This is a genomic window from Streptomyces sp. NPDC008238, assembly GCF_042956445.1.
GTDB lineage: Bacteria > Actinomycetota > Actinomycetes > Streptomycetales > Streptomycetaceae > Actinacidiphila.
Genome location: NZ_JBIBGK010000007.1, coordinates 293140 through 310486, shown reverse-complemented (window position 1 = coordinate 310486; position 17347 = coordinate 293140). Strand labels below are relative to the sequence as shown.

Below are 17347 nucleotides of genomic sequence, written 5' to 3'. Positions count from 1 at the left end.
GTCGGTGCCGTCGCTGCCGCACATCAAATACACGTCAGCGTCCAGAACGCCCACCCCTACGACCCCACCCCCTCCGAATCGACAGCGACCAACGGTCGGTGGGGGGCAGAGGGAGTCGGGGGCACCGCACCTGTCCGACGCACCCCCAACTGGACGCCACGCGCCCGCGCAAACAGGAGGATGTGGCGAGGTGCTCCCCGGCCGAAGGCTGGGGGCGAGCGGTAGACCCGGTACGGAGCACTCCGAGCTGGAACGTCAGAGCCGTGGCGGGACAAGCGGGTGTCGATGAGGACGATCTGGGAGTCCTCATGCCCGGGCTCGCGAAGGTAGGCCTTCGTGCCGGACCCCATCGACCTCCACCAGAGCGGTCCGAGAAGCCCGGATGGCCACCGTGCCCACCGGCCGTCATGCGCCCCTACCTCGGGCGACGTTGGGGGGTGCCCCTATGGGTTTGGTCAAGCGGCTTGGGACTGAGCCTCAGCTGTCGGCTGCCGGTTCGGCTCCGAGGTGTGCGTAGATCCAGCCCGCCGGGGCATCGGTGGAGCGGACGGCTTCGTAGACATGCCGAGTCGGGCCTGCTGGTCCGCCGCTCGCCCGCAAGGGCGAGGGCGGCGTCTCGTCCTGGCGGAGGTTAATGATCTTGGTGCGGCCTTCGAAGGGGCCACCAACGACCTTGATGCCGACGGTGTTGTTGACAACCTCACCGGCGAGCCAGCGATTGACGGTCTTCATGTGCTCGGAGTCTTCGGCTGCCATGAACACAGCGGATCACGGGTGATGCGTGGTGGACAAGAGGTGACCTCAGGCCGAGGCGACGGACCGGGATTCGTAGAAGGTTCCGTCGCGGAGCATGGCGAACAGGACGTCGGCTCGGCGTCGAGCGAGGCAGAGCAGGGCCTGGGGTGGTGTTTGCCTTGGGCGATCCTCTTGTCGTAGTAGGTCCGGGAGTCCGGGTCGGCCAGGGCGTCGAACGCGGAGAGGAAGAAGGCCCGTTTGAGCTGCTTGTTGCCGCGCCGGGAGGGTTGTTCGCCGCGGATGGAGGAGCCGGAGCTTCGGGAGCCCCGTTGCGGGGCCACCAAAAAGGTAATGGGGAGGCGGCCGGCGGACCCGGCGACGTGGGCTTGCGCGGCGGGGCTGCGGGGGTCAGAGGGCGGTTCCGGGTACCCCCGCACGCCTATCTGACCCCCCACCGGCCGTCGTGCGCCCATACCTCGGGAGGGGGTGTGTCGGGGTGCGCCCCCTGGCCGAAGACTGAGGAAGACGAGCGGCATACGCGGTGCCGAATGATGCGGGCTTGCACCGTGGGGCCGTGGGGGTCAGAGAGCGGTTCGGGGTGCCCTGGGCTGCCCTCCTACCCCCCACCGGCCGTTGTGCGCCCATTCCTCGGGAGGGGGTGTGTCGGGGTGCGCCCGGAAACGACGAGCGGCGGACTCGGCGCCCGAGGATGTTGGGGTAGACCGCGAGCGTTGAGGACGTGCGCCGGCGCGGCGCCGACCCCACAACGAGGTGCGAGACCCGCACCAATCGCGCCGGGCAATCGGGCGGGAGGGCGGGGGAGAAACCCAACAGCAACCACGACGGCGCCGCACCCAACAACCAGGCAGCCCGGCGCAGCCGACCGCAACCACTGCGGCGCCGCACACAACACCCCCCAGGCGCCGCAGGCTCACACCCCGCACAACCCCACGGGATGAATCGGCGTGGTCACATCCGTGAGCGGCCGCCCCGTCCCCCCACCCCGGTGCGCCACGAACTCCGCCGCGATGGACAACGCCGTCTCCTCCGGGGTGCGCGCACCGAGGTCGAGGCCGATCGGGCTGCGCAGCCGCCCCAGTTCGGCCTCGCCGAGGCCCGCGTCGCGCAGCCGGCGCAGACGGTCCGCATGGGTGCGCCGGGACCCCATGGCACCGACGTACGCGACGGGCATGCGCAGGGCCCGCTCCAGCAGAGGCACGTCGAACTTGGCGTCGTGCGTGAGGACGCACACGACGGTGCGGCCGTCGACCGGGGTGCGCTCCAGGTACCGGTGCGGCCACTCCACGACGACCTCGTCCGCCTCCGGGAAGCGCCCGGCCGTCGCGAAGACCGGGCGCGCGTCGCAGACGGTCACCCGGTAGCCGAGGAACGTGCCGACCCGCACCAGGGCGGCGGCGAAGTCGATCGCCCCGAACACCAGCAAGCGCGGCGGCGGGATGCTGGCCTCGACCAGCAGCGTGAGCGGCTCGCCACAGCGCCTGCCCTCCGCGCCGACGCCGAGCCCAACAACCGCGGTGCGGCCCGCGTTCAGCAGGGCGTACGCCTCGGCCGCGGCAGTGCGGTCCAGTTCCGGGTCCCCGAGGGTGCCCTCGTACGTCCCGCCGGGACGCACCAGCAGGGCCCGGCCGGGCAGGCCGGCGGGCCCGGCCACGACCCTGGCCAGCGCCGCCGCCTCCCCCCGGGAGGCGGCGGCCAGCGCACCGGCGAGCTCCGGCCGCGCCCGCGTCCCGGGCGCGACCCGCTGGACGAAGACGTCGATGACCCCGCCGCAGGTCAGCCCCACGGCGAAGGCGTCGTCGTCGGCATAGCCGAAGCTCCGGAGCAACGGCTCGCCGGTCTCGAGCACCTCCTGGCAGAGCTCGTAGACGGCGCCCTCGACGCAGCCGCCGGACACGCTCCCGACAGCGGTGCCGTCGGCGTCGACGGCGAGCGCCGCGCCGGGCTGCCGCGGTGCGCTGCCGCCGACCGCGACGACGGTGGCGACGGCGTACGGCCGGCCCTGCGCGGACCAGCGGGTGAGTTCGTCGGCGATGTCCAGCATGGCGGGGACTCCTTCTAGCTGACGCCGAGCCGGCCTTCCAGGGGGTGCAGGGCGAAGTGGACGACGAAGACGGCCGTGAGCACCCACATGAGGATTCCGGGCTCACGGAACCGGCCCTGGGCGGACTTGATCGCCGTGTACGCGATGACACCGGCGCCGACCCCGGCGGTGATGGAGTAGGTAAAGGGCATCAGGGCCACGGTGAGGAAGACGGGCACGGCGACCGAGCGGTCGCCCCAGTCGACGTGCCGGGCGTTGCCCATCATCGTGGCGCCGATCACGACCAGGGCCGCCGCGGCGACCTGGCCGGGGACGACCTGCGCCAGCGGGGTGAGGAACAGCCCGGCGGCGAAGAGGAGGCCGGTGACCACGGACGACAGGCCCGTGCGGGCGCCCTCGCCGACCCCGGTCGCGGACTCGATGAAGACGGTCTGCCCGGAGGCGCCGCAGGCGCCGCCGATCGCGCCGCCCGCGCCGTCGACGAACAGGGCCTTGCCGAGCCCCGGCATGCGTCCCTTGTCGTCGGCGAGCTTCGCCTCCGTGCCGACGCCGATGATGGTGGCCATCGCGTCGAAGAAGCCGGCCAGGACGAGCGTGAAGACGATCATGCCGGCGCCCAGCGCCCCGATGTGCTCCCAGCCGCCGAACTCGACGTGCCCGAACAGCCCGAAGTCGGGTGCGGAGACGACGTGGCCGGGCAGTTCGGGGACGGTCAGCCCCCACACCTCGGCGTCGGTGCCACCGGCCGCGTGGACGGTCACGGCGAGGACGGTGCCGGTCACGATGCCGATGAGGATGGCACCCGGGACCTCGCGCGCCTGCAGCATGAAGATCAGCAGCAGGGTGACGCAGAAGACCAGCACGGGCCAGCCGGCCAGTTGCCCGCCGGCGCCCAGGGTCAGCGGGCTGCCCTCGCCGCGGCCCACGAACCCGGCGTTGACCAGCCCGATCAGGGCGATGAACATGCCGATGCCGATGGTGATCCCGTGCTTGAGCGGCAGCGGGATCGCGTTCATGATGACCTCGCGCAGTCCGGAGACCACGAGGAGCACGATCACCAGGCCGTACAGGACGCACATCCCCATCGCCTGGGGCCAGGTCATGTGCGGGGCGACCTGTGCGGCGAGCACGCCGGAGACGGAGAGTCCCGCGGCGAGGGCGAGCGGCACCTTGCCGACGAGGCCCATGAGGAGGGTGGAGACGGCGGCGGCGAGCGCGGTCGCCGTGATCAGCCCGGTCTGGCCGAGCCGGTGGCCGTCGACGTCGGGGCCGGACAGCAGCAGCGGGTTGAGCAGCAGGATGTAGGCCATCGCCATGAAGGTCGTCAGGCCCCCGCGGACTTCGCGGGCGATGGTGGAGCCGCGGTCGGATATGTGGAAGTACCGGTCGAGCCGGGTCCGGCCGCCCGGCGGGGGCGCGGCGCCGGGGGCGGGGGCGGTTGCGTGCGTGGCTGAAGGGGTCGACTGGGTCATGCGGTGCCACTCCCAAGGTTCACAGGGGCACCCGGACGGCGTGTGCCGTACGGGATTTGGGATGGTCCGCAGCACGACCGGGGGACGGCCCGAGAGTGGTGCGGTGTGACCGCCCGGCGCCGGACGGCGCCGGGCGGAGCTGCCTCACGTACCGGTCAGGTGCTCCGGCCGGACCGGTACGCGGCCGAGGGCGAGTCCGGTCGCCGCGCGGATGGCGGCGACGACGGCCGGGGTGGAGGACAGGGTCGGGGCCTCGCCGACGCCGCGCAGCCCGTACGGGGCGTGGTCGTCGGCGAGTTCGAGCACGTCGACCGGGATGGGCGGCGTGTCGAGGATGGTGGGGATCAGGTAGTCGGTGAAGGACGGGTTCCGGACGGTGGCCCGGTCGGAGACGAGGATCTCCTCCATGACGGCCAGGCCGAGGCCCTGGGTGGTGCCGCCCTGGATCTGGCCGATGACCGACAGCGGGTTGAGCGCCTTGCCGACGTCCTGCGCGCAGGCGAGTTCGACGACCTTGACGAGGCCGAGTTCGGTGTCGACGTCCACGACGGCGCGGTGCGCGGCGAAGGAGTACTGCACGTGCCCGCGGCCCTGGCCGGTGCGCAGATCGAAGGGCTCGGTGGGGCGGTGCCGCCACTCCCGTTCGACGTCGATCGTCTCGTCGCCCAGCACCTCGGCGAGGTCGGCCAGCACCTCCCCGCCGTCGGTGACGACCTTGCCGCCCTCCAGCAGGAGTTCGGCGGTGGCCCAGGCGGGGTGGTGGCTGCCGAACCTGGCCCGGCCCATGTCCAGGACGCGTTCGCGCACCGCCTCGCAGGTGTGCCGCACCGCGCCGCCGGTGACGTACGTCTGCCGGGAGGCGGAGGTGGAGCCGGCCGAACCGACCCGGGTGTCGGCGGGGTTGATGGTGACCTGGGTGACGCCGAGTTCGGTGCGGGCGATCTGGGCGTGCACGGTGACGCCGCCCTGGCCGACCTCGGCCATCGCGGTGTGCACGGTGGCGACCGGGCGGCCGGCGATCACCTCCAGGCGGACACGGGCGGTGGAGTAGTCGTCGAAGCCCTCGGAGAAGCCGACGTTCTTGATGCCGACGGCGTAGCCGACACCCCGGACGACGCCCTCGCCGTGGGTGGTGTTGGACAGCCCGCCGGGCAGCCCGCGGACGTCCACGGCGCCGCCGGCGCTCTCCCACTCCCGCTCGGGCGGCATCGGCATCGCCTTGACGCGGCGCAGCAGTTCGGCGACGGGCGCCGGGGAGTCGACGACCTGTCCGGTGGGCATGACGGCGCCCTGCGACATGGCGTTGAGCCGCCGGAACTCCACGGGGTCCATGTCGAGGGCGGCGGCGAGCCTGTCCATCTGCGCCTCGTAGGCGAAGCAGGCCTGGACCGCGCCGAAGCCGCGCATGGCGCCGCAGGGCGGGTTGTTGGTGTAGAGGGCGAGGGCCTCGATGTCGACGTCGTCGATGACGTACGGGCCTGCGCTCAGCGAGGAGGCGTTGCCGACGACGGCCGGCGAGGAGGAGGCGTAGGCGCCGCCGTCCAGCACGATGCGGCACCGCATGTGGGTGATCTTCCCGTCGCGGGTGGCGCCGTGCTCGTAGTGCAGCTTGGCGGGGTGCCGGTGGACGTGCCCGAAGAAGGACTCGAAGCGGTTGTAGACCATCTTGACGGGCTTGCCGGTGCGCAGCGCCAGCAGGCAGGCGTGGATCTGCATCGACAGGTCCTCGCGCCCGCCGAAGGCGCCGCCGACGCCGGAGAGCGTCATGCGGACCTTCTCCTCCGGCAGGCCGAGGACGGGGGCGATCTGGCGGAGGTCGGCGTGCAGCCACTGGGTGGCGATGTAGAGGTCGACGCCGCCGTCCTCGGCGGGCACGGCGAGGCCGGACTCGGGGCCCAGGAAGGCCTGGTCCTGCATGCCGACCTCGTAGTCCCCGGTGACGATGACGTCGGCGCGCCGGGCGGCCGCGTCGGCGTCGCCGCGGACGATCGGCTGGCGGTGCACGACGTTGGGGTGCGGTACGTGGCCGCTGTGGTGGTCGGTGCGGCCCTCGTGGAGCAGCGGCGCGTCCGGGGCGGTGGCCGTCGCCTCGTCGACGACGACGGGCAATTGCCGGTACTCGACCTCGATCTTCGCGGCGGCGCGGCGGGCGGTCTCGGGGTGGTCGGCGGCGACGAGCGCCACCGGTTCGCCGTGGTGGCGTACCCGGCCGTGGGCGAGGACGGGGGTGTCCTGGATCTCCAGGCCGTAGTGCCGCACGTCGGTGGGCAGGTCGTCGTAGGTGAGCACGGCGTGCACGCCGGGCTGCGCCAGCGCCCGCGAGACGTCGAGGGAGACGATCTCGGCGTGCGCGTGGGGGCTGCGCAGGGTGTGGCCCCACAGCATGTCCTCGTGCCACAGGTCGGAGGCGTAGGCGAACTCACCGGTGGTCTTCAGGACGCCGTCCGGGCGCAGCGTGGACTCGCCGATGCCGCCGCGGGTCTCGCTGCCCTGGGTGGTGGGGGTGGGGGTCCGGGTCACGCCCATCGCGGTCAGCCCTCCGTCCCGGTGCGGGCGGCCGCGAGGCGGACCGCGTCGAGGATCTTCTCGTAGCCGGTGCAGCGGCACAGGTTGCCCGACAGGGCCTCGCGGATGTCGGCGTCGGTGGGCTGGGCGTTGCGTTCGAGCAGTTCGTCCGCGGCGACCAGCAGGCCCGGGGTGCAGAAGCCGCACTGGACGGCTCCGGCGTCGACGAACGCCTGCTGGACCGGCGACAGTCCGGTGGCCGGGCCCGCGGGGCGCGCCTGCCACCGCTGTGCGGCGCCCGGGTCGGTGCCGGGGCCCGCCTCGCCGGTGTCGCGCTCCTTGGCGAAGTCCGCCAGTCCCTCGACGGTCACGACCTCCCGGTCCTGCACCTGGCCGGCCGCGACCAGGCAGGCGCACACCGGCACCCCGTCGAGCCGTACCGTGCAGGAGCCGCACTCGCCCTGCTCGCAGGCGTTCTTGGAGCCGGGCAGGCCCATGCGCTCGCGCAGCACGTACAGCAGGCTCTCGCCCTCCCACACGTCGTCGGCCTCCTGGCGCCGTCCGTTGACGGTGAAGGTCACGCGCATCGGGAGCTCCTCTCGTCGCCGCGGTAGGCGTCCCAGGTCCAGCCGAGGGTGCGGCGGGCCATCACCTGGAGGGCGTGGCGGCGGTAGGCGGCGCTGCCGCGCACGTCGTCGATGGGGCTGGCGCAGGCGGCGACCAGCTCGGCGAACTCGCGGGCCACGGACGGCGGCAGGGTCCTGCCGCTGTCCCACAGGCCCTCCTCCTCCAGCGCCGCGTTCAGGAACTCCTCGGCCGTGGTGGCGCGGACCGGGGTGGGGGCGGCCGAGCCGATGCCGGTGCGCACCGTGCGGGTGGCCGGGTGCAGGGCCAGGCCGAAGGCGCAGACCGCGATGACCATGGCGTTGCGGGTGCCGACCTTGGAGAACTGCTGGGGACCGTCGGCCTTGGCGATGTGCACGGCGCGGATCAGCTCGTCCGGGGCGAGGGCGTTGCGCTTCACCCCGGTGTAGAACTCCTCGACTGGGATGAGCCGGGTGCCGCGTACGGACACCGCCTCCACCTCGGCGCCGGCGGCGAGCAGCGGCGGGTGCGAGTCCCCGGCCGGGGAGGCGGCGCCGAGGTTGCCGCCGACGCTGCCGCGGTTGCGGATCTGCGGGGAGCCCACGGTGCGGGCGGCGAGCGCGAGGCCGGGCAGTTCGCCGCACAGGGCCTCGATGACGCGGGTGTAGGGGACCGCGGCGCCCAGCCGTACGGTCTCCTCCCCCACCTCCCACTCGTACAGCTCGCCGACCCGGTTCAGGTCCAGCAGGACATCGGGCCGGCGGTGGTCGAAGTTGATCTCGACCATCACGTCGGTGCCACCCGCGATGGGGACGGCCGTGGGGTGCTCCGCCTTGGCGGCGAGGGCCTCCTCCCAGGTCGCGGGACGCAGGAAGTCCATGAGCGCTCTCTTCTTCCTCGGGGGGACGGGATGGGGCTGTTCCATGTCCTGTGCGCGCTGTGTGACCCAGTACACGACCGGGCGGGGTGCCGGGTGCAGTCACCGAACACATGAAGCACTTCGCTGGTCGCTAAGCTGGTCTTGTAGATTCCTCCGAAAGACGCGGATCCGAAACCTGTCGGCATCGACGCGGCAACACCGATGCGACCGGGCGGGCGCCACCCTGGTACCGGTTCGGACGAGGAAGCGCTCGAGACAAGGCGACGACGATGCGGCTGCGCGCACTGCTGGACACCCATGCCCTCGGCCTGCGGCTGCTCGGCGGCGAGGAGGAGCTGGACCGCACGGTCCGTGGCGTGATGACCACCGACCTGAAGGACCCCAGCCGCTACCTCTCCGGCGGCGAACTGGTGCTGACCGGGCTGGCTTGGCGCCGCCGGCCGGAGGACTCGGAGCGCTTCGTGCGGATCCTCGCCGCGGCCGGCGTCGCCGGTCTCGCGGCCGGCGAGGCCGAGCTGGGCTCCGTCCCGGACGACCTGGTGCTGGCCTGCGCCCGGCACCGGCTGCCGCTCTTCGCGGTCGACGAGGACGTCGCCTTCGCCGCCATCACCGAGCACGTCGTGCGTCAGGTGTCGACCGAGCGCGCCGGGGACCTGGCCGCCGTGGTCGAGCGGCACCGCCGGCTGATGACCTCCGGGCCCGAGGGCGGCGGTCCCGACGCCGTCCTGGACCTGCTCGGCAGCGACCTCGACCTGCGGGCCTGGGTGCTGTCCACGACCGGGCGCCGGATCGCCGGCTCCGACCACCCGCTGCCCGCCGCCGTACGGGCCGAGCTGGCCGGCGAGCACCTCGCCGCCACGCGGACCGGCCGCCCCTCGCCGCACCGCGCCTACACCGAGGGCCGCCACTACGCGCTCTTCCCGATCCGCAGCGGCGACCCGGACGACGACCTCCGCGGCACCCTGCTCTCCGACTGGTTCCTGGCCGTCGACGCGGACGCGGGCGACTGGCCCGCCGAGCGCCTCGACCTGCTGGACGGCGTCACGCAGCTCATCGCCGTCGAGCGCGACCGACGGGACGCCGCGCGCACCGTGCGCCGCCGGCTCGCCGCCGAGGTGATGGACCTCGTGCAGACCGGCGCGCCGCCGGGCGAGATCGCCGCCCGGCTGCGCGTGGCCGCACCCGTCCTGGTGCCGGGCCTGGGCACCGCGCCGCACTGGCAGGTCGTCGTCGCCCGCGTCGACTGGGCGGGCGGCGGGCCCGCGGCCGGTCCGGTCGCCCAGTCCCTGCTGGAGGAGGCGCTGGTCGACCCGGCCGCGCTGGGCCCCGACCCGGCCGACCGCCTCGCCGTCGCCCACACGGGCGAGGAGGCGCTGGCCCTCGTCCCGCTGTCGTCGCTGGAGTCCGACGGCGCCGCCCCCGAACTGTCCGCCCAGGGCCTGCTCTCCGTCCTGCGCGGACCCCTCACCCGGGGCCTCGACGGCGACGGGCGGCTCACCATCGGCGTCAGCGCAGCCGTCCACTCCGCCGACGGGCTGCGCGGCGCCCTGGAGGAGGCCCGCCACGCCCGCCGCGTCGCCGCGGCCCGCCAGGGCCGGGTCTGCGTCGCCGGCCACGAGGAACTGGCCTCCCACGTCCTGCTCCTGCCGTTCGTCCCGGACGACGTCCGCCGCGCCTTCACCGCCCGGCTCCTGGACCCGCTGCGCGCCTACGACCGGCGCCACCGCGCGGAGCTCATCCCCACGCTCGAGGCCTTCCTCGAGTGCGACGGCTCCTGGACGCGCTGCGCGAACCGGCTGCATCTGCACGTCAACACTCTGCGCTACCGCATCGGCAGGATCGAGCAACTGACGGGCCGCGACCTGTCGCGCCTGGAGGACAAGCTCGACTTCTTCCTCGCCCTGCGGATGAGCTGACTCCTCGGCGGGGCGGTCGCGGGGGGACGGCGGCGTCGGGGAAGCCTCCGCCGCCGGCCTGGCGAGGACACCCGTGCGGCCCCGGCCTGCGCGTCCCCGCCCGGCCGGGACACCCCCGCACCCGCCCGCACGCGAGCGCGTCCCGGCCCCGCGGGGGCACTGTCGACCGATCGCCCGGCCGCGGCGACTGGGCCAGGCTCCCGGTCCCGCCGTCCGGCTCGGGACCTCGCCCGGGCCGCCCGCGGCGTCGGGGAGGCAGCCGGTCGGGAAGCCTCCGCCGCCGGCCTGGCGAGGACGCCCGTGCGGCCCCGGCCTGCGCGTCCCGCCCGGCCGGGACCCGCACCCTCCAGGCCGAACGGGCCGCCGACCATGGGGCGGAGGCTGACCGGCTCGGACCGGCGGGTGCCGCACGTGCGCAGCCGCCCGCACCCGCGGGGCGTTCAGGTCGTCCTCGGCGGGTGCAGCGGGCGCGGCGACGTGACGGTCCTTTCCCCGGCGGCGGGACGGGAGGGTCCCGCGCCGGACCGCGTGGTGGGCTCCGTCCTCGCATCGCGCCGCTGCGCGGCGACCTGACGGGCGAACCGCGCGCGAGCGCACGTCCCCGGACCGGCTGCGCTCGTCCCGGAAAACCGGATCAAGTGCGCCGGGCGACGCACCACGCGTCGACACGGCCCCACCGGTACGGGTGAACATCACACGCCCCACCGGATGCGCCCCGGAGGCGCGGGAGTTGCGGGTGGGCGGTGCCGAAGACGGGCAGGAATTCGATCACGCGCCGTCCGCCCTCTTGGCGTGGCACCCGGTGTCGTGCTGGACTTCCGCCCAACCGGCTCAATGACGCGCTTCGGGGAGGGCAAGTGGCGGACACCGCCATGTCGGACGCAGAGGTGGGACCGAACGCGCCGGGCGGCGGAACGCCGCCCGACGTGACGCGGCTGCGGGGCCGCGGTTGCTGGACGGAGGCCGCGCAGCTGCTCGCCCCGCACGCGGAGCGGCTGCCGGCGGAGGCGACCCGGCGGGCGGCGCTGCTGATCGAGCGCTGCATGTTCACCCTGGACGGCTGGGCGGAGGCCGAGGACGCGCTGCGCACGGCGGAGGCCCTGGCCCGTACGGACGACGAGCGCGGCGAGGCCGCATGCGAACGCGGCAACCTGGCGTACCTGGCGACGCTCTTCGGGCTCCGCGACCGGGCGGACGAGGCGCGGGCGGCGCTGATGCGCAGTGCGGCGCTGCTGGCGCCGGGGGCGGCCGGGCGGCCGCTGCTGGACTTCCGGCGCGGTCTGGTCGCGGAGAACCTGGGCGACGACCCGGCCGCGGCACGGGCCGCGTACCGCCGGGCGCACGCGGGGGCGGTGGCCCACGACGACGTGCTGCTGACCTCGTACACCTGGCGGCACCTGGCCGGGCTGGCGGCCCGCGACGGGGACGTCGCCGAGGCGCGGCACGGGTTCGCCGAGTCGCTGCGGATCCGGGTGGAGCTCGGCTACGCGGTCGGGGTCGCGCCGGCCCTGACGGCGCTGGCCGGGGTGTCGCCGGAGCCGGAGGCGGAGCGGCTGCGCGCGGAGGCGGCGCGGTTGTTCCGGACGCTGGGCGGTGTGCCCGTGTGGCTCGCCCGGGAGCTGGAGCCGGAGGCGGCGGGGGACGCGGGCTGAGCGTCACGCCCCGGAGAAGTGCTCCCGCACCAGTGACTCGACGGCGGTGAGGTCGCCGGAGACCAGTGCCTCCAGCAGCGCCGCGTGCTGCGTGGCGTCGGCGACCAGGCGGGAGCTGATGCCACGCACCGGGGCCACGCCGGGGCGGGCGTGGCCGTGGTCCTCGGTGACCGGCCACTGCGACCTGCGGTGCAGCTCGTCCGCCACCGCCACGAGCTGCCGGTTGCCGGACAGCTCCAGCAGGGCACGGTGGAAGACCCGGTCCGCCTCGGCGTAGGCGGCGCGGTCGCCGAGGGCGGCGGCTGCCACCGTGGCCTCGGCGAGCGGGCGCAGCTGCTCCCAGCGGGACGCAGGAAGGGTGCGGGCCATCCGCAGCACGACGGGGACCTCCAGAAGGGCGCGCACCTCGGCGAGCTCGGCGAGGTCCCGCCTGCTGCGCTCGGCGACCCGGAAGCCCTTGTTCGGCATGGCCTCCACGGCGCCTTCGCGGGCCAGCAGCTGCATCGCCTCGCGCACCGGGGTGGCGGAGACGCCGAAGCGCTCGGCGAGCGCGGGCGCGGAGTACACGGCCCCGGGGCGCAGCTCGCCGGTGAGCAGGGCGCCGCGCAGGGCGCGCAGGACCTGGTCCCGCACGGTGTGCCGCTCGGGCATCCGGCGCGGCCGGGGGAACCCCTCGTCGCGCTCCGGGGCGGCCCCGGTGCCGGGGTCGGCGTGCGGGTGGGCGCCCCGGACCCGCTCGTCGTGACCGGGGGGCAGCCCGGGGGCCGCGGCGGCGGGCGCCGCGGGGCGCCGCTGGGCGCGGGGGGCGTACTCCACAGGGGCTCCTTCGGGCAGTCGTGTGCGCTGGCGCACTCCCGCGGGGAATGAGCGCCGCCCTCTATTGCAACACGCTCGGCGACCGGCTTCGAGCCCCCGGAGGGACGGCTCCGCCCGGAGCAAGATCGTCCGAGGTATGGCACACCTCATGTGGATCCTTCTCCCCATGTCATCCGATCACCCGTCAGGTCACAGGTTTCGACTCGATCAACTGAACCAAACCCGCTCCCCAGTTCGAGGATTATGGCGATCTCGTCCCACGCCACCCCTCCGTTGGCGTTCTCTTGCCCTGAAACCGCATCACGCGTCCGAGGCGTTCGCCAGGATGGCGCGCGGACGCCGTCTCGCGGCCCGAGCGCGACGGTACCGCGACGCAAGGAATCGCACGATGAGACTTACGGACATAACGCTGGACTGGGCGCTCCCGTGCGCCGTCGGTCTGGCGGTCCTCGCCGCCGCCGCGGTGTTCCTGCGCAACCGCAAGGCCCGCAGGGATGACGCGGGCCAGGCCGATTCCTGGGAGCGCGCCGAGGAGCGCCGCCGCAAGAAGGAGGCCCTGTACGGCACGGCCTCGTACGTCCTGCTCTTCGGGTGCGCCTCGGTCGCCGCGGCCCTGTCCTTCCACGGCCTGGTCGGCTTCGGACAGCAGAACCTCGGCCTCTCCGGCGGCTGGGAGTACCTGGTGCCCTTCGGGCTCGACGGCGCCGCGATGTTCTGCTCGGTGCTCGCCGTCCGCGAGGCGAGCCACGGTGACGCCGCGCTGGGCTCGCGGCTGCTGGTGTGGCTGTTCGCGGGCGCGGCGGCCTGGTTCAACTGGGTGCATGCGCCGCGCGGCGGCGGCCACGCCGGCGCCCCGGAGTTCTTCGCGGGCATGTCGCTGTCCGCGGCGGTGCTCTTCGACCGCGCGCTGAAGCAGACCCGCCGCGCCGCCCTGCGCGAGCAGGGGCTGATCCCGCGGCCGCTGCCGCAGATCCGCATGGTCCGCTGGCTGCGCGCGCCCCGCGAGACGTACGGCGCCTGGTCGCTGATGCTGCTCGAGGGCGTCCGCACCCTGGACGAGGCCGTCGAGGAGGTCCGCGAGGAGCGCGCCCGCAAGGAGCAGGAGGCCATCCGCCGCCGCGAGCACGAGCGCCTGGAGCGGGCCCGCATCAAGGCGATCAACCGGCAGCACCGGATCTGGAACCGCGGCGGCAGCAAGTACGAGCTGCCCTCCTCGGCCGCGGCCGGCGCCCAGTCCGGCGCGGAGCCTGCCATAGAACCGGAGAAGGCCGAACTGCCCTCGCGCTCCCGGCCCGCCCTGTCGCCCGTACGTGAGGAGACCGCCCGTACGACGATCGACCTCACCGCCGAGGACGACACGATGGCGCTCCCCAAGCTGGACTCGCTGGAGCGCAAGCTCGCCGCCCTGGAGCGCCAGTACGGCTGATACCCCGCGCATGTGACGTCTCATCGGTTCGCCGCCCCGGCCCGGAATCCCGGCCGGGGCAGCGGCGTTCCGGGGCACGGGCGGTCGCGGGCGGGTCAGCGGGCCCCGGCGTCGAGTTCGAACCAGACGATCTTCCCGGTGCCGTCGCCGTCGGGGCGCACTCCCCAGGCGTCGGCGAGCGACTGGACGAGCAGCAGTCCGCGGCCCGAGGTACGACGGTCGGAGGGGGCGCGCAGCCGCGGGTGGCGGGTGGTGAAGTCGCGTACCTCGACGCGCAGTCGGCGTGCGGCGCCGGGCTGCAGCGTCACGGTGAGGACGGCGCCGCGGTCGGTGTGGCGCAGGGCGTTGGTGACGAGTTCGGTGGTGAGGAGTTCCGCCGTGTCGGCGAGGTCGGGCACGCCCCAGCTCCGTAACGCCTCGCGCAGCAGCCTGCGCACATCGGCGACGGCCGGCAGGTCTGCGTGCTGGAGGGGCCGGTGCAGGCGGCGCGCCTCGACGGGCCCCCCGGCCTCCCTGCCGCCCGGCTGGACAGGCTGACGTTCCATCGGCTCCGCTCCGGCCGCTGACGCCCCTTCGGGTTCGAACATCTACGCGCAATGCATGCCCCACCGCGACCACGTCCAGTCATGGACCGGGGACGGAGCGCTCACCATCCATTGCATGCAATGGATACAGTGGAGGGGTGCAGCAGACGGATGCCGCGCGCACGCGGCTGCGGGAACTGATCCTGGACGGGGTGTACGCCCCCGGCCAGCGCCTGACCGAGCTCGAGGCGGCGGCGGTGCTGGCGATGAGCCGTACGCCGGTGCGGGAGGCGTTCCGGGCACTGGTCGCGGACGGGCTGGTGCGTTCCACGGGGCGCGGGGTGAGCGTGGTCGAACTGGGGCCGCAGGCCCTGCGGCACGCCTATGAGGTACGAGGCGTGCTGGAGGCCCTGACGGCGGAGCTGGCCGCGGAGCGGCAGCGGCGCGGGGAGCTGGCGCCCGCCGAACTGACCGCGCTGGAACGGCTCGCGGAACAGGCGGAGGAGGCCACGGCAGCGGGCCGGCAGGCCGAGGCCGTACGGCACAACCGGCGCTTCCACACCCGCGTCGCCACCTTGTCGGCGAACCCGGTGGCCGCGGGATCGCTGGAGCGGCTGTGGGACCAGATACAGGTCTCCACGCGGCGATCGCTGGCCGCGCCGGAGCGCCCCGGCCAGGTCGCCGCCCAGCACCGCCGGCTGCTCGCCGCGATCGCCGCGGGCCGCGCCGCGGAGGCCCACGCGGCCGCCCGGGAGCACGTCATGGACACCTGTTCCGCCTACGAGCGGGACGGGACGGAGGAGGAGCGTTAGCCGTGCCCGACATCAGCAAGCGCCACACCTACACCACCGAGGTCGTCTGGACCGGCAACCGGGGTGCGGGCACCAGCACGTACCGCGGCTACGGGCGGGAGCACGAGGTCACCGCCCCCGGTCTGCCCGTCCCCGCGATACCCGGCAGCTCGGACCCCGCCTTCCGCGGCGACGCCGCCCGCTGGAACCCCGAACAGCTGCTGCTCGCCGCGCTGTCGCAGTGCCACATGCTCTCCTACCTGCACGTGTGCACCGTCGCCGGAGTGGTCGTCACCTCCTACACCGACCGGGCCGAGGGCACGATGGAGGAGACCGGTGACGGCGGCGGCCACTTCACCCGTGCCCTGCTGCGGCCCCGGGTGGAGGTGGCCTCCGCCGCCATGGTGGACGCCGCCGTCACGCTGCACGCCGAGGCCCAGCGGTTGTGCTTCATCGCCGGCTCGGTCAACTTCCCCGTGGACCACGAGGCGGAGGTGGCCGTCGCCGCGGGCGGACTGCGCTGATCCGGGGGCGGCCGCCCCCGGATCAGCGCAGTCCGCGCAGGACGTTGCCCTCGGTGGTGAGGTAGTGGGAGCGGTAGTCGAATCGGCGCGCCCGGGCGAACAGCAGGTAGTAGTACTTGGCGTTCTCGCTGAACCAGTAGGCGGGCGTCAGGTCGCCCAGCTTCATGGGACGGGCCGTCAGGTCGCGCACCACGGTGTAGCCGTTGGCCACCTTGCAGTACTGCTTCTGCCGCCGGAACATCTCCGCGGCCCGCAGCCGGTAGAGCTCCTTGCCCGTGGCGAGCCACAGGAAGAGGCAGGAGTCCACGTACTCCGGACGCAGCGGGTAGGAGGCGTCCAGGGCGCGCATGCCGTGGTAGTCCAGGCTCTCGGGCGGCAGGCGGAAGGAGCGCAGGGCGGCGGCCCAGCTGTCGTGGTAGGCCTCGCCCTCGGCGACGCGGCCGCTCTGGGCGAGCAGTCCCGCGTAGAAGGCGGTCAGTTCGGACTGCGCGTGCCCGGTGGCGGCGCCCGTGCGCATGTCGGCCTGGCGGAACCAGAGCCGTCCGGAGCGGCGCTCGGTCAAGTGCTTGAGGACGGCGGCGGTGAGCGTGGTGTACCAGGTGCGCAGCTCCTCGTCGCGGTACAGCTCCCAGCCGTCCCAGAGGTACTCGTAGAAGGAGTCGACGGGCGGGTCGAGGGTGGCGGTGGTGCCGGTCCAGGCGCCGGTCTCGACGTTCATGCCGGTGCCGAGCAGGTTCAGCCGCGAGCGGCGGTCGTAGACGGCGCGCAGGGCCTTCTTCGCCGCGTCGTAGTACTTGCGGTCGCCGGTGAGCCGGGACAGCTCGCCGAACTCGGTGATGCAGGTGCCGATCTCGGCGAGGTAGTTCTCCTTGCCGGAGACCGCGCCGGTGGCCAGGTTCACGTAGCGGTAGGGCGCCCCGGTGGGCGAGCGGGTGAAGGCGGGCAGCAGCCGGTCCGCCAGTTCGCGGGCGCGGTCGAGCAGGACCGTGTCCTTGGTGGCCAGGTGCCCCGAGAGCAGCCCGCCGACCAGGCGGATGATCGTCTCGAAGACCTGCACGGGCGCGTCCTGCCCGAGCACGAGGTCGTCGCGCACCCACTGAACGCCGGCGTCCAGTTCCTCGTCCAGTTCCATCAGGTAGAGGGTGTCCAGCGACTCGACGATCGTCAGGCCGAGGGTGCTGCCGGGGATGAAGAAGTCCGAGCCGGTACCGGCGACCGGACGCAACTCGTCGCGTCCCCAGGCGAGTCTGCGGTAGGCGTCCCAGGCGCTGCGGAACTCGGTGACGGACGCCCGGGCGAGCGCGGCGTACGGTTCGGCCGCCGCGGCCGCCCCCGTACCGGGCAGGGACACGGCGGGCACGGCGGCGAGGGGGGCGAGCCGGGCTGCCGCACCGAGGAATCTGCGCCGGGAGAGTCCGCGGGGACGCGCGATTTTTCTCATGCCACGAAAACCCCGTCC

The 17347-nt window shown here is 74.0% G+C and carries 14 protein-coding genes and 1 pseudogene; 5 read left to right on the top strand and 10 right to left on the bottom strand.

What is annotated here, in order from left to right:
- Positions 1 to 477: 477 nt before the first annotated feature.
- From ACFZAU_RS18635 to ACFZAU_RS18605, 7 genes and pseudogenes are all read right to left on the bottom strand, one after another.
- The gene (locus ACFZAU_RS18635; RefSeq protein WP_500553035.1) at positions 478 to 756 is read right to left on the bottom strand and encodes a DUF8847 domain-containing protein; all 279 of its coding nucleotides are present in this window, start codon (positions 754 to 756) and stop codon (positions 478 to 480) included.
- A 45-nt stretch (positions 757 to 801) separates the two neighbouring features.
- Positions 802 to 1139, bottom strand: a pseudogene (locus tag ACFZAU_RS18630) (transposase); the annotation flags it as partial.
- 527 nt (positions 1140 to 1666) lie between these two features.
- A complete protein-coding gene (locus ACFZAU_RS18625) occupies positions 1667 to 2797 on the bottom strand; it encodes an XdhC family protein (RefSeq protein ID WP_500553034.1) in 1131 nt (376 codons plus the stop codon).
- Positions 2798 to 2811: 14 nt separating this feature from the next.
- A complete protein-coding gene (locus ACFZAU_RS18620; protein WP_500553033.1) occupies positions 2812 to 4269 on the bottom strand; it encodes an NCS2 family permease in 1458 nt (485 codons plus the stop codon).
- A 144-nt stretch (positions 4270 to 4413) separates the two neighbouring features.
- Positions 4414 to 6795: a xanthine dehydrogenase subunit D gene (gene pucD, locus ACFZAU_RS18615; protein ID WP_500553032.1), complete on the bottom strand. Its 2382-nt coding sequence runs from the start codon at positions 6793 to 6795 to the stop codon at positions 4414 to 4416.
- A 5-nt stretch (positions 6796 to 6800) separates the two neighbouring features.
- The gene (locus ACFZAU_RS18610) at positions 6801 to 7361 is read right to left on the bottom strand and encodes a (2Fe-2S)-binding protein (protein ID WP_500553031.1); all 561 of its coding nucleotides are present in this window, start codon (positions 7359 to 7361) and stop codon (positions 6801 to 6803) included.
- Positions 7352 to 8239 (bottom strand): FAD binding domain-containing protein, encoded by an 888-nt coding sequence (locus ACFZAU_RS18605; protein WP_500553030.1) that lies wholly within the window; start codon positions 8237 to 8239, stop codon positions 7352 to 7354. Before ACFZAU_RS18605 ends, ACFZAU_RS18610 begins: the two co-directional genes overlap by 10 nt.
- A 269-nt stretch (positions 8240 to 8508) precedes the next feature.
- Here ACFZAU_RS18605 and ACFZAU_RS18600 point away from each other — a divergent pair, with 269 nt between their 5' ends.
- Together ACFZAU_RS18600 and ACFZAU_RS18595 are read left to right on the top strand one after the other, a co-directional pair.
- The gene (locus ACFZAU_RS18600) at positions 8509 to 10155 is read left to right on the top strand and encodes a PucR family transcriptional regulator (RefSeq protein WP_500553029.1); all 1647 of its coding nucleotides are present in this window, start codon (positions 8509 to 8511) and stop codon (positions 10153 to 10155) included.
- 872 nt (positions 10156 to 11027) lie between these two features.
- Positions 11028 to 11807 carry a hypothetical protein gene (locus ACFZAU_RS18595; protein WP_500553028.1) on the top strand — a complete coding sequence of 260 codons (780 nt, stop codon included), beginning with the start codon at positions 11028 to 11030 and terminating at the stop codon, positions 11805 to 11807.
- A gap of 3 nt (positions 11808 to 11810) precedes the next feature.
- Here the strand turns inward: ACFZAU_RS18595 and ACFZAU_RS18590 are convergent, their stop codons facing one another.
- Positions 11811 to 12623, bottom strand: a complete 813-nt coding sequence (locus ACFZAU_RS18590; RefSeq protein ID WP_500553027.1) for a GntR family transcriptional regulator — start codon at positions 12621 to 12623, stop codon at positions 11811 to 11813.
- Between the two features lie 388 nt (positions 12624 to 13011).
- Here ACFZAU_RS18590 and ACFZAU_RS18585 point away from each other — a divergent pair, with 388 nt between their 5' ends.
- Positions 13012 to 14049 carry a DUF2637 domain-containing protein gene (locus tag ACFZAU_RS18585; protein WP_500553026.1) on the top strand — a complete coding sequence of 346 codons (1038 nt, stop codon included), beginning with the start codon at positions 13012 to 13014 and terminating at the stop codon, positions 14047 to 14049.
- A gap of 95 nt (positions 14050 to 14144) precedes the next feature.
- Here the strand turns inward: ACFZAU_RS18585 and ACFZAU_RS18580 are convergent, their stop codons facing one another.
- The gene (locus ACFZAU_RS18580; protein WP_500553025.1) at positions 14145 to 14594 is read right to left on the bottom strand and encodes an ATP-binding protein; all 450 of its coding nucleotides are present in this window, start codon (positions 14592 to 14594) and stop codon (positions 14145 to 14147) included.
- 137 nt (positions 14595 to 14731) lie between these two features.
- On the opposite strand from ACFZAU_RS18580, the gene ACFZAU_RS18575 reads away from it, so the two are divergent.
- Together ACFZAU_RS18575 and ACFZAU_RS18570 are read left to right on the top strand one after the other, a co-directional pair.
- Positions 14732 to 15385 (top strand): GntR family transcriptional regulator, encoded by a 654-nt coding sequence (locus ACFZAU_RS18575; protein ID WP_500553024.1) that lies wholly within the window; start codon positions 14732 to 14734, stop codon positions 15383 to 15385.
- Between the two features lie 2 nt (positions 15386 to 15387).
- Positions 15388 to 15888, top strand: coding sequence for an OsmC family protein (locus ACFZAU_RS18570; protein ID WP_500553023.1), 501 nt, complete (start codon positions 15388 to 15390; stop codon positions 15886 to 15888).
- A 22-nt stretch (positions 15889 to 15910) separates the two neighbouring features.
- Here the strand turns inward: ACFZAU_RS18570 and ACFZAU_RS18565 are convergent, their stop codons facing one another.
- Positions 15911 to 17329 carry a glycoside hydrolase family 47 protein gene (locus ACFZAU_RS18565; protein WP_500553022.1) on the bottom strand — a complete coding sequence of 473 codons (1419 nt, stop codon included), beginning with the start codon at positions 17327 to 17329 and terminating at the stop codon, positions 15911 to 15913.
- Positions 17330 to 17347 lie beyond the last annotated feature (18 nt).

Coding starts and splice junctions, on each gene's coding strand:
- ACFZAU_RS18635 (WP_500553035.1), bottom strand. CDS start 756: ATGGCAGCCGAAGACTCCGAGCACATGAAGACCGTCAATCGCTGGCTC.
- ACFZAU_RS18625 (WP_500553034.1), bottom strand. CDS start 2,797: ATGCTGGACATCGCCGACGAACTCACCCGCTGGTCCGCGCAGGGCCGG.
- ACFZAU_RS18620 (WP_500553033.1), bottom strand. CDS start 4,269: ATGACCCAGTCGACCCCTTCAGCCACGCACGCAACCGCCCCCGCCCCC.
- pucD (WP_500553032.1), bottom strand. CDS start 6,795: ATGGGCGTGACCCGGACCCCCACCCCCACCACCCAGGGCAGCGAGACC.
- ACFZAU_RS18610 (WP_500553031.1), bottom strand. CDS start 7,361: ATGCGCGTGACCTTCACCGTCAACGGACGGCGCCAGGAGGCCGACGAC.
- ACFZAU_RS18605 (WP_500553030.1), bottom strand. CDS start 8,239: ATGGACTTCCTGCGTCCCGCGACCTGGGAGGAGGCCCTCGCCGCCAAG.
- ACFZAU_RS18600 (WP_500553029.1), top strand. CDS start 8,509: ATGCGGCTGCGCGCACTGCTGGACACCCATGCCCTCGGCCTGCGGCTG.
- ACFZAU_RS18595 (WP_500553028.1), top strand. CDS start 11,028: ATGTCGGACGCAGAGGTGGGACCGAACGCGCCGGGCGGCGGAACGCCG.
- ACFZAU_RS18585 (WP_500553026.1), top strand. CDS start 13,012: ATGAGACTTACGGACATAACGCTGGACTGGGCGCTCCCGTGCGCCGTC.
- ACFZAU_RS18580 (WP_500553025.1), bottom strand. CDS start 14,594: ATGGAACGTCAGCCTGTCCAGCCGGGCGGCAGGGAGGCCGGGGGGCCC.
- ACFZAU_RS18565 (WP_500553022.1), bottom strand. CDS start 17,329: ATGAGAAAAATCGCGCGTCCCCGCGGACTCTCCCGGCGCAGATTCCTC.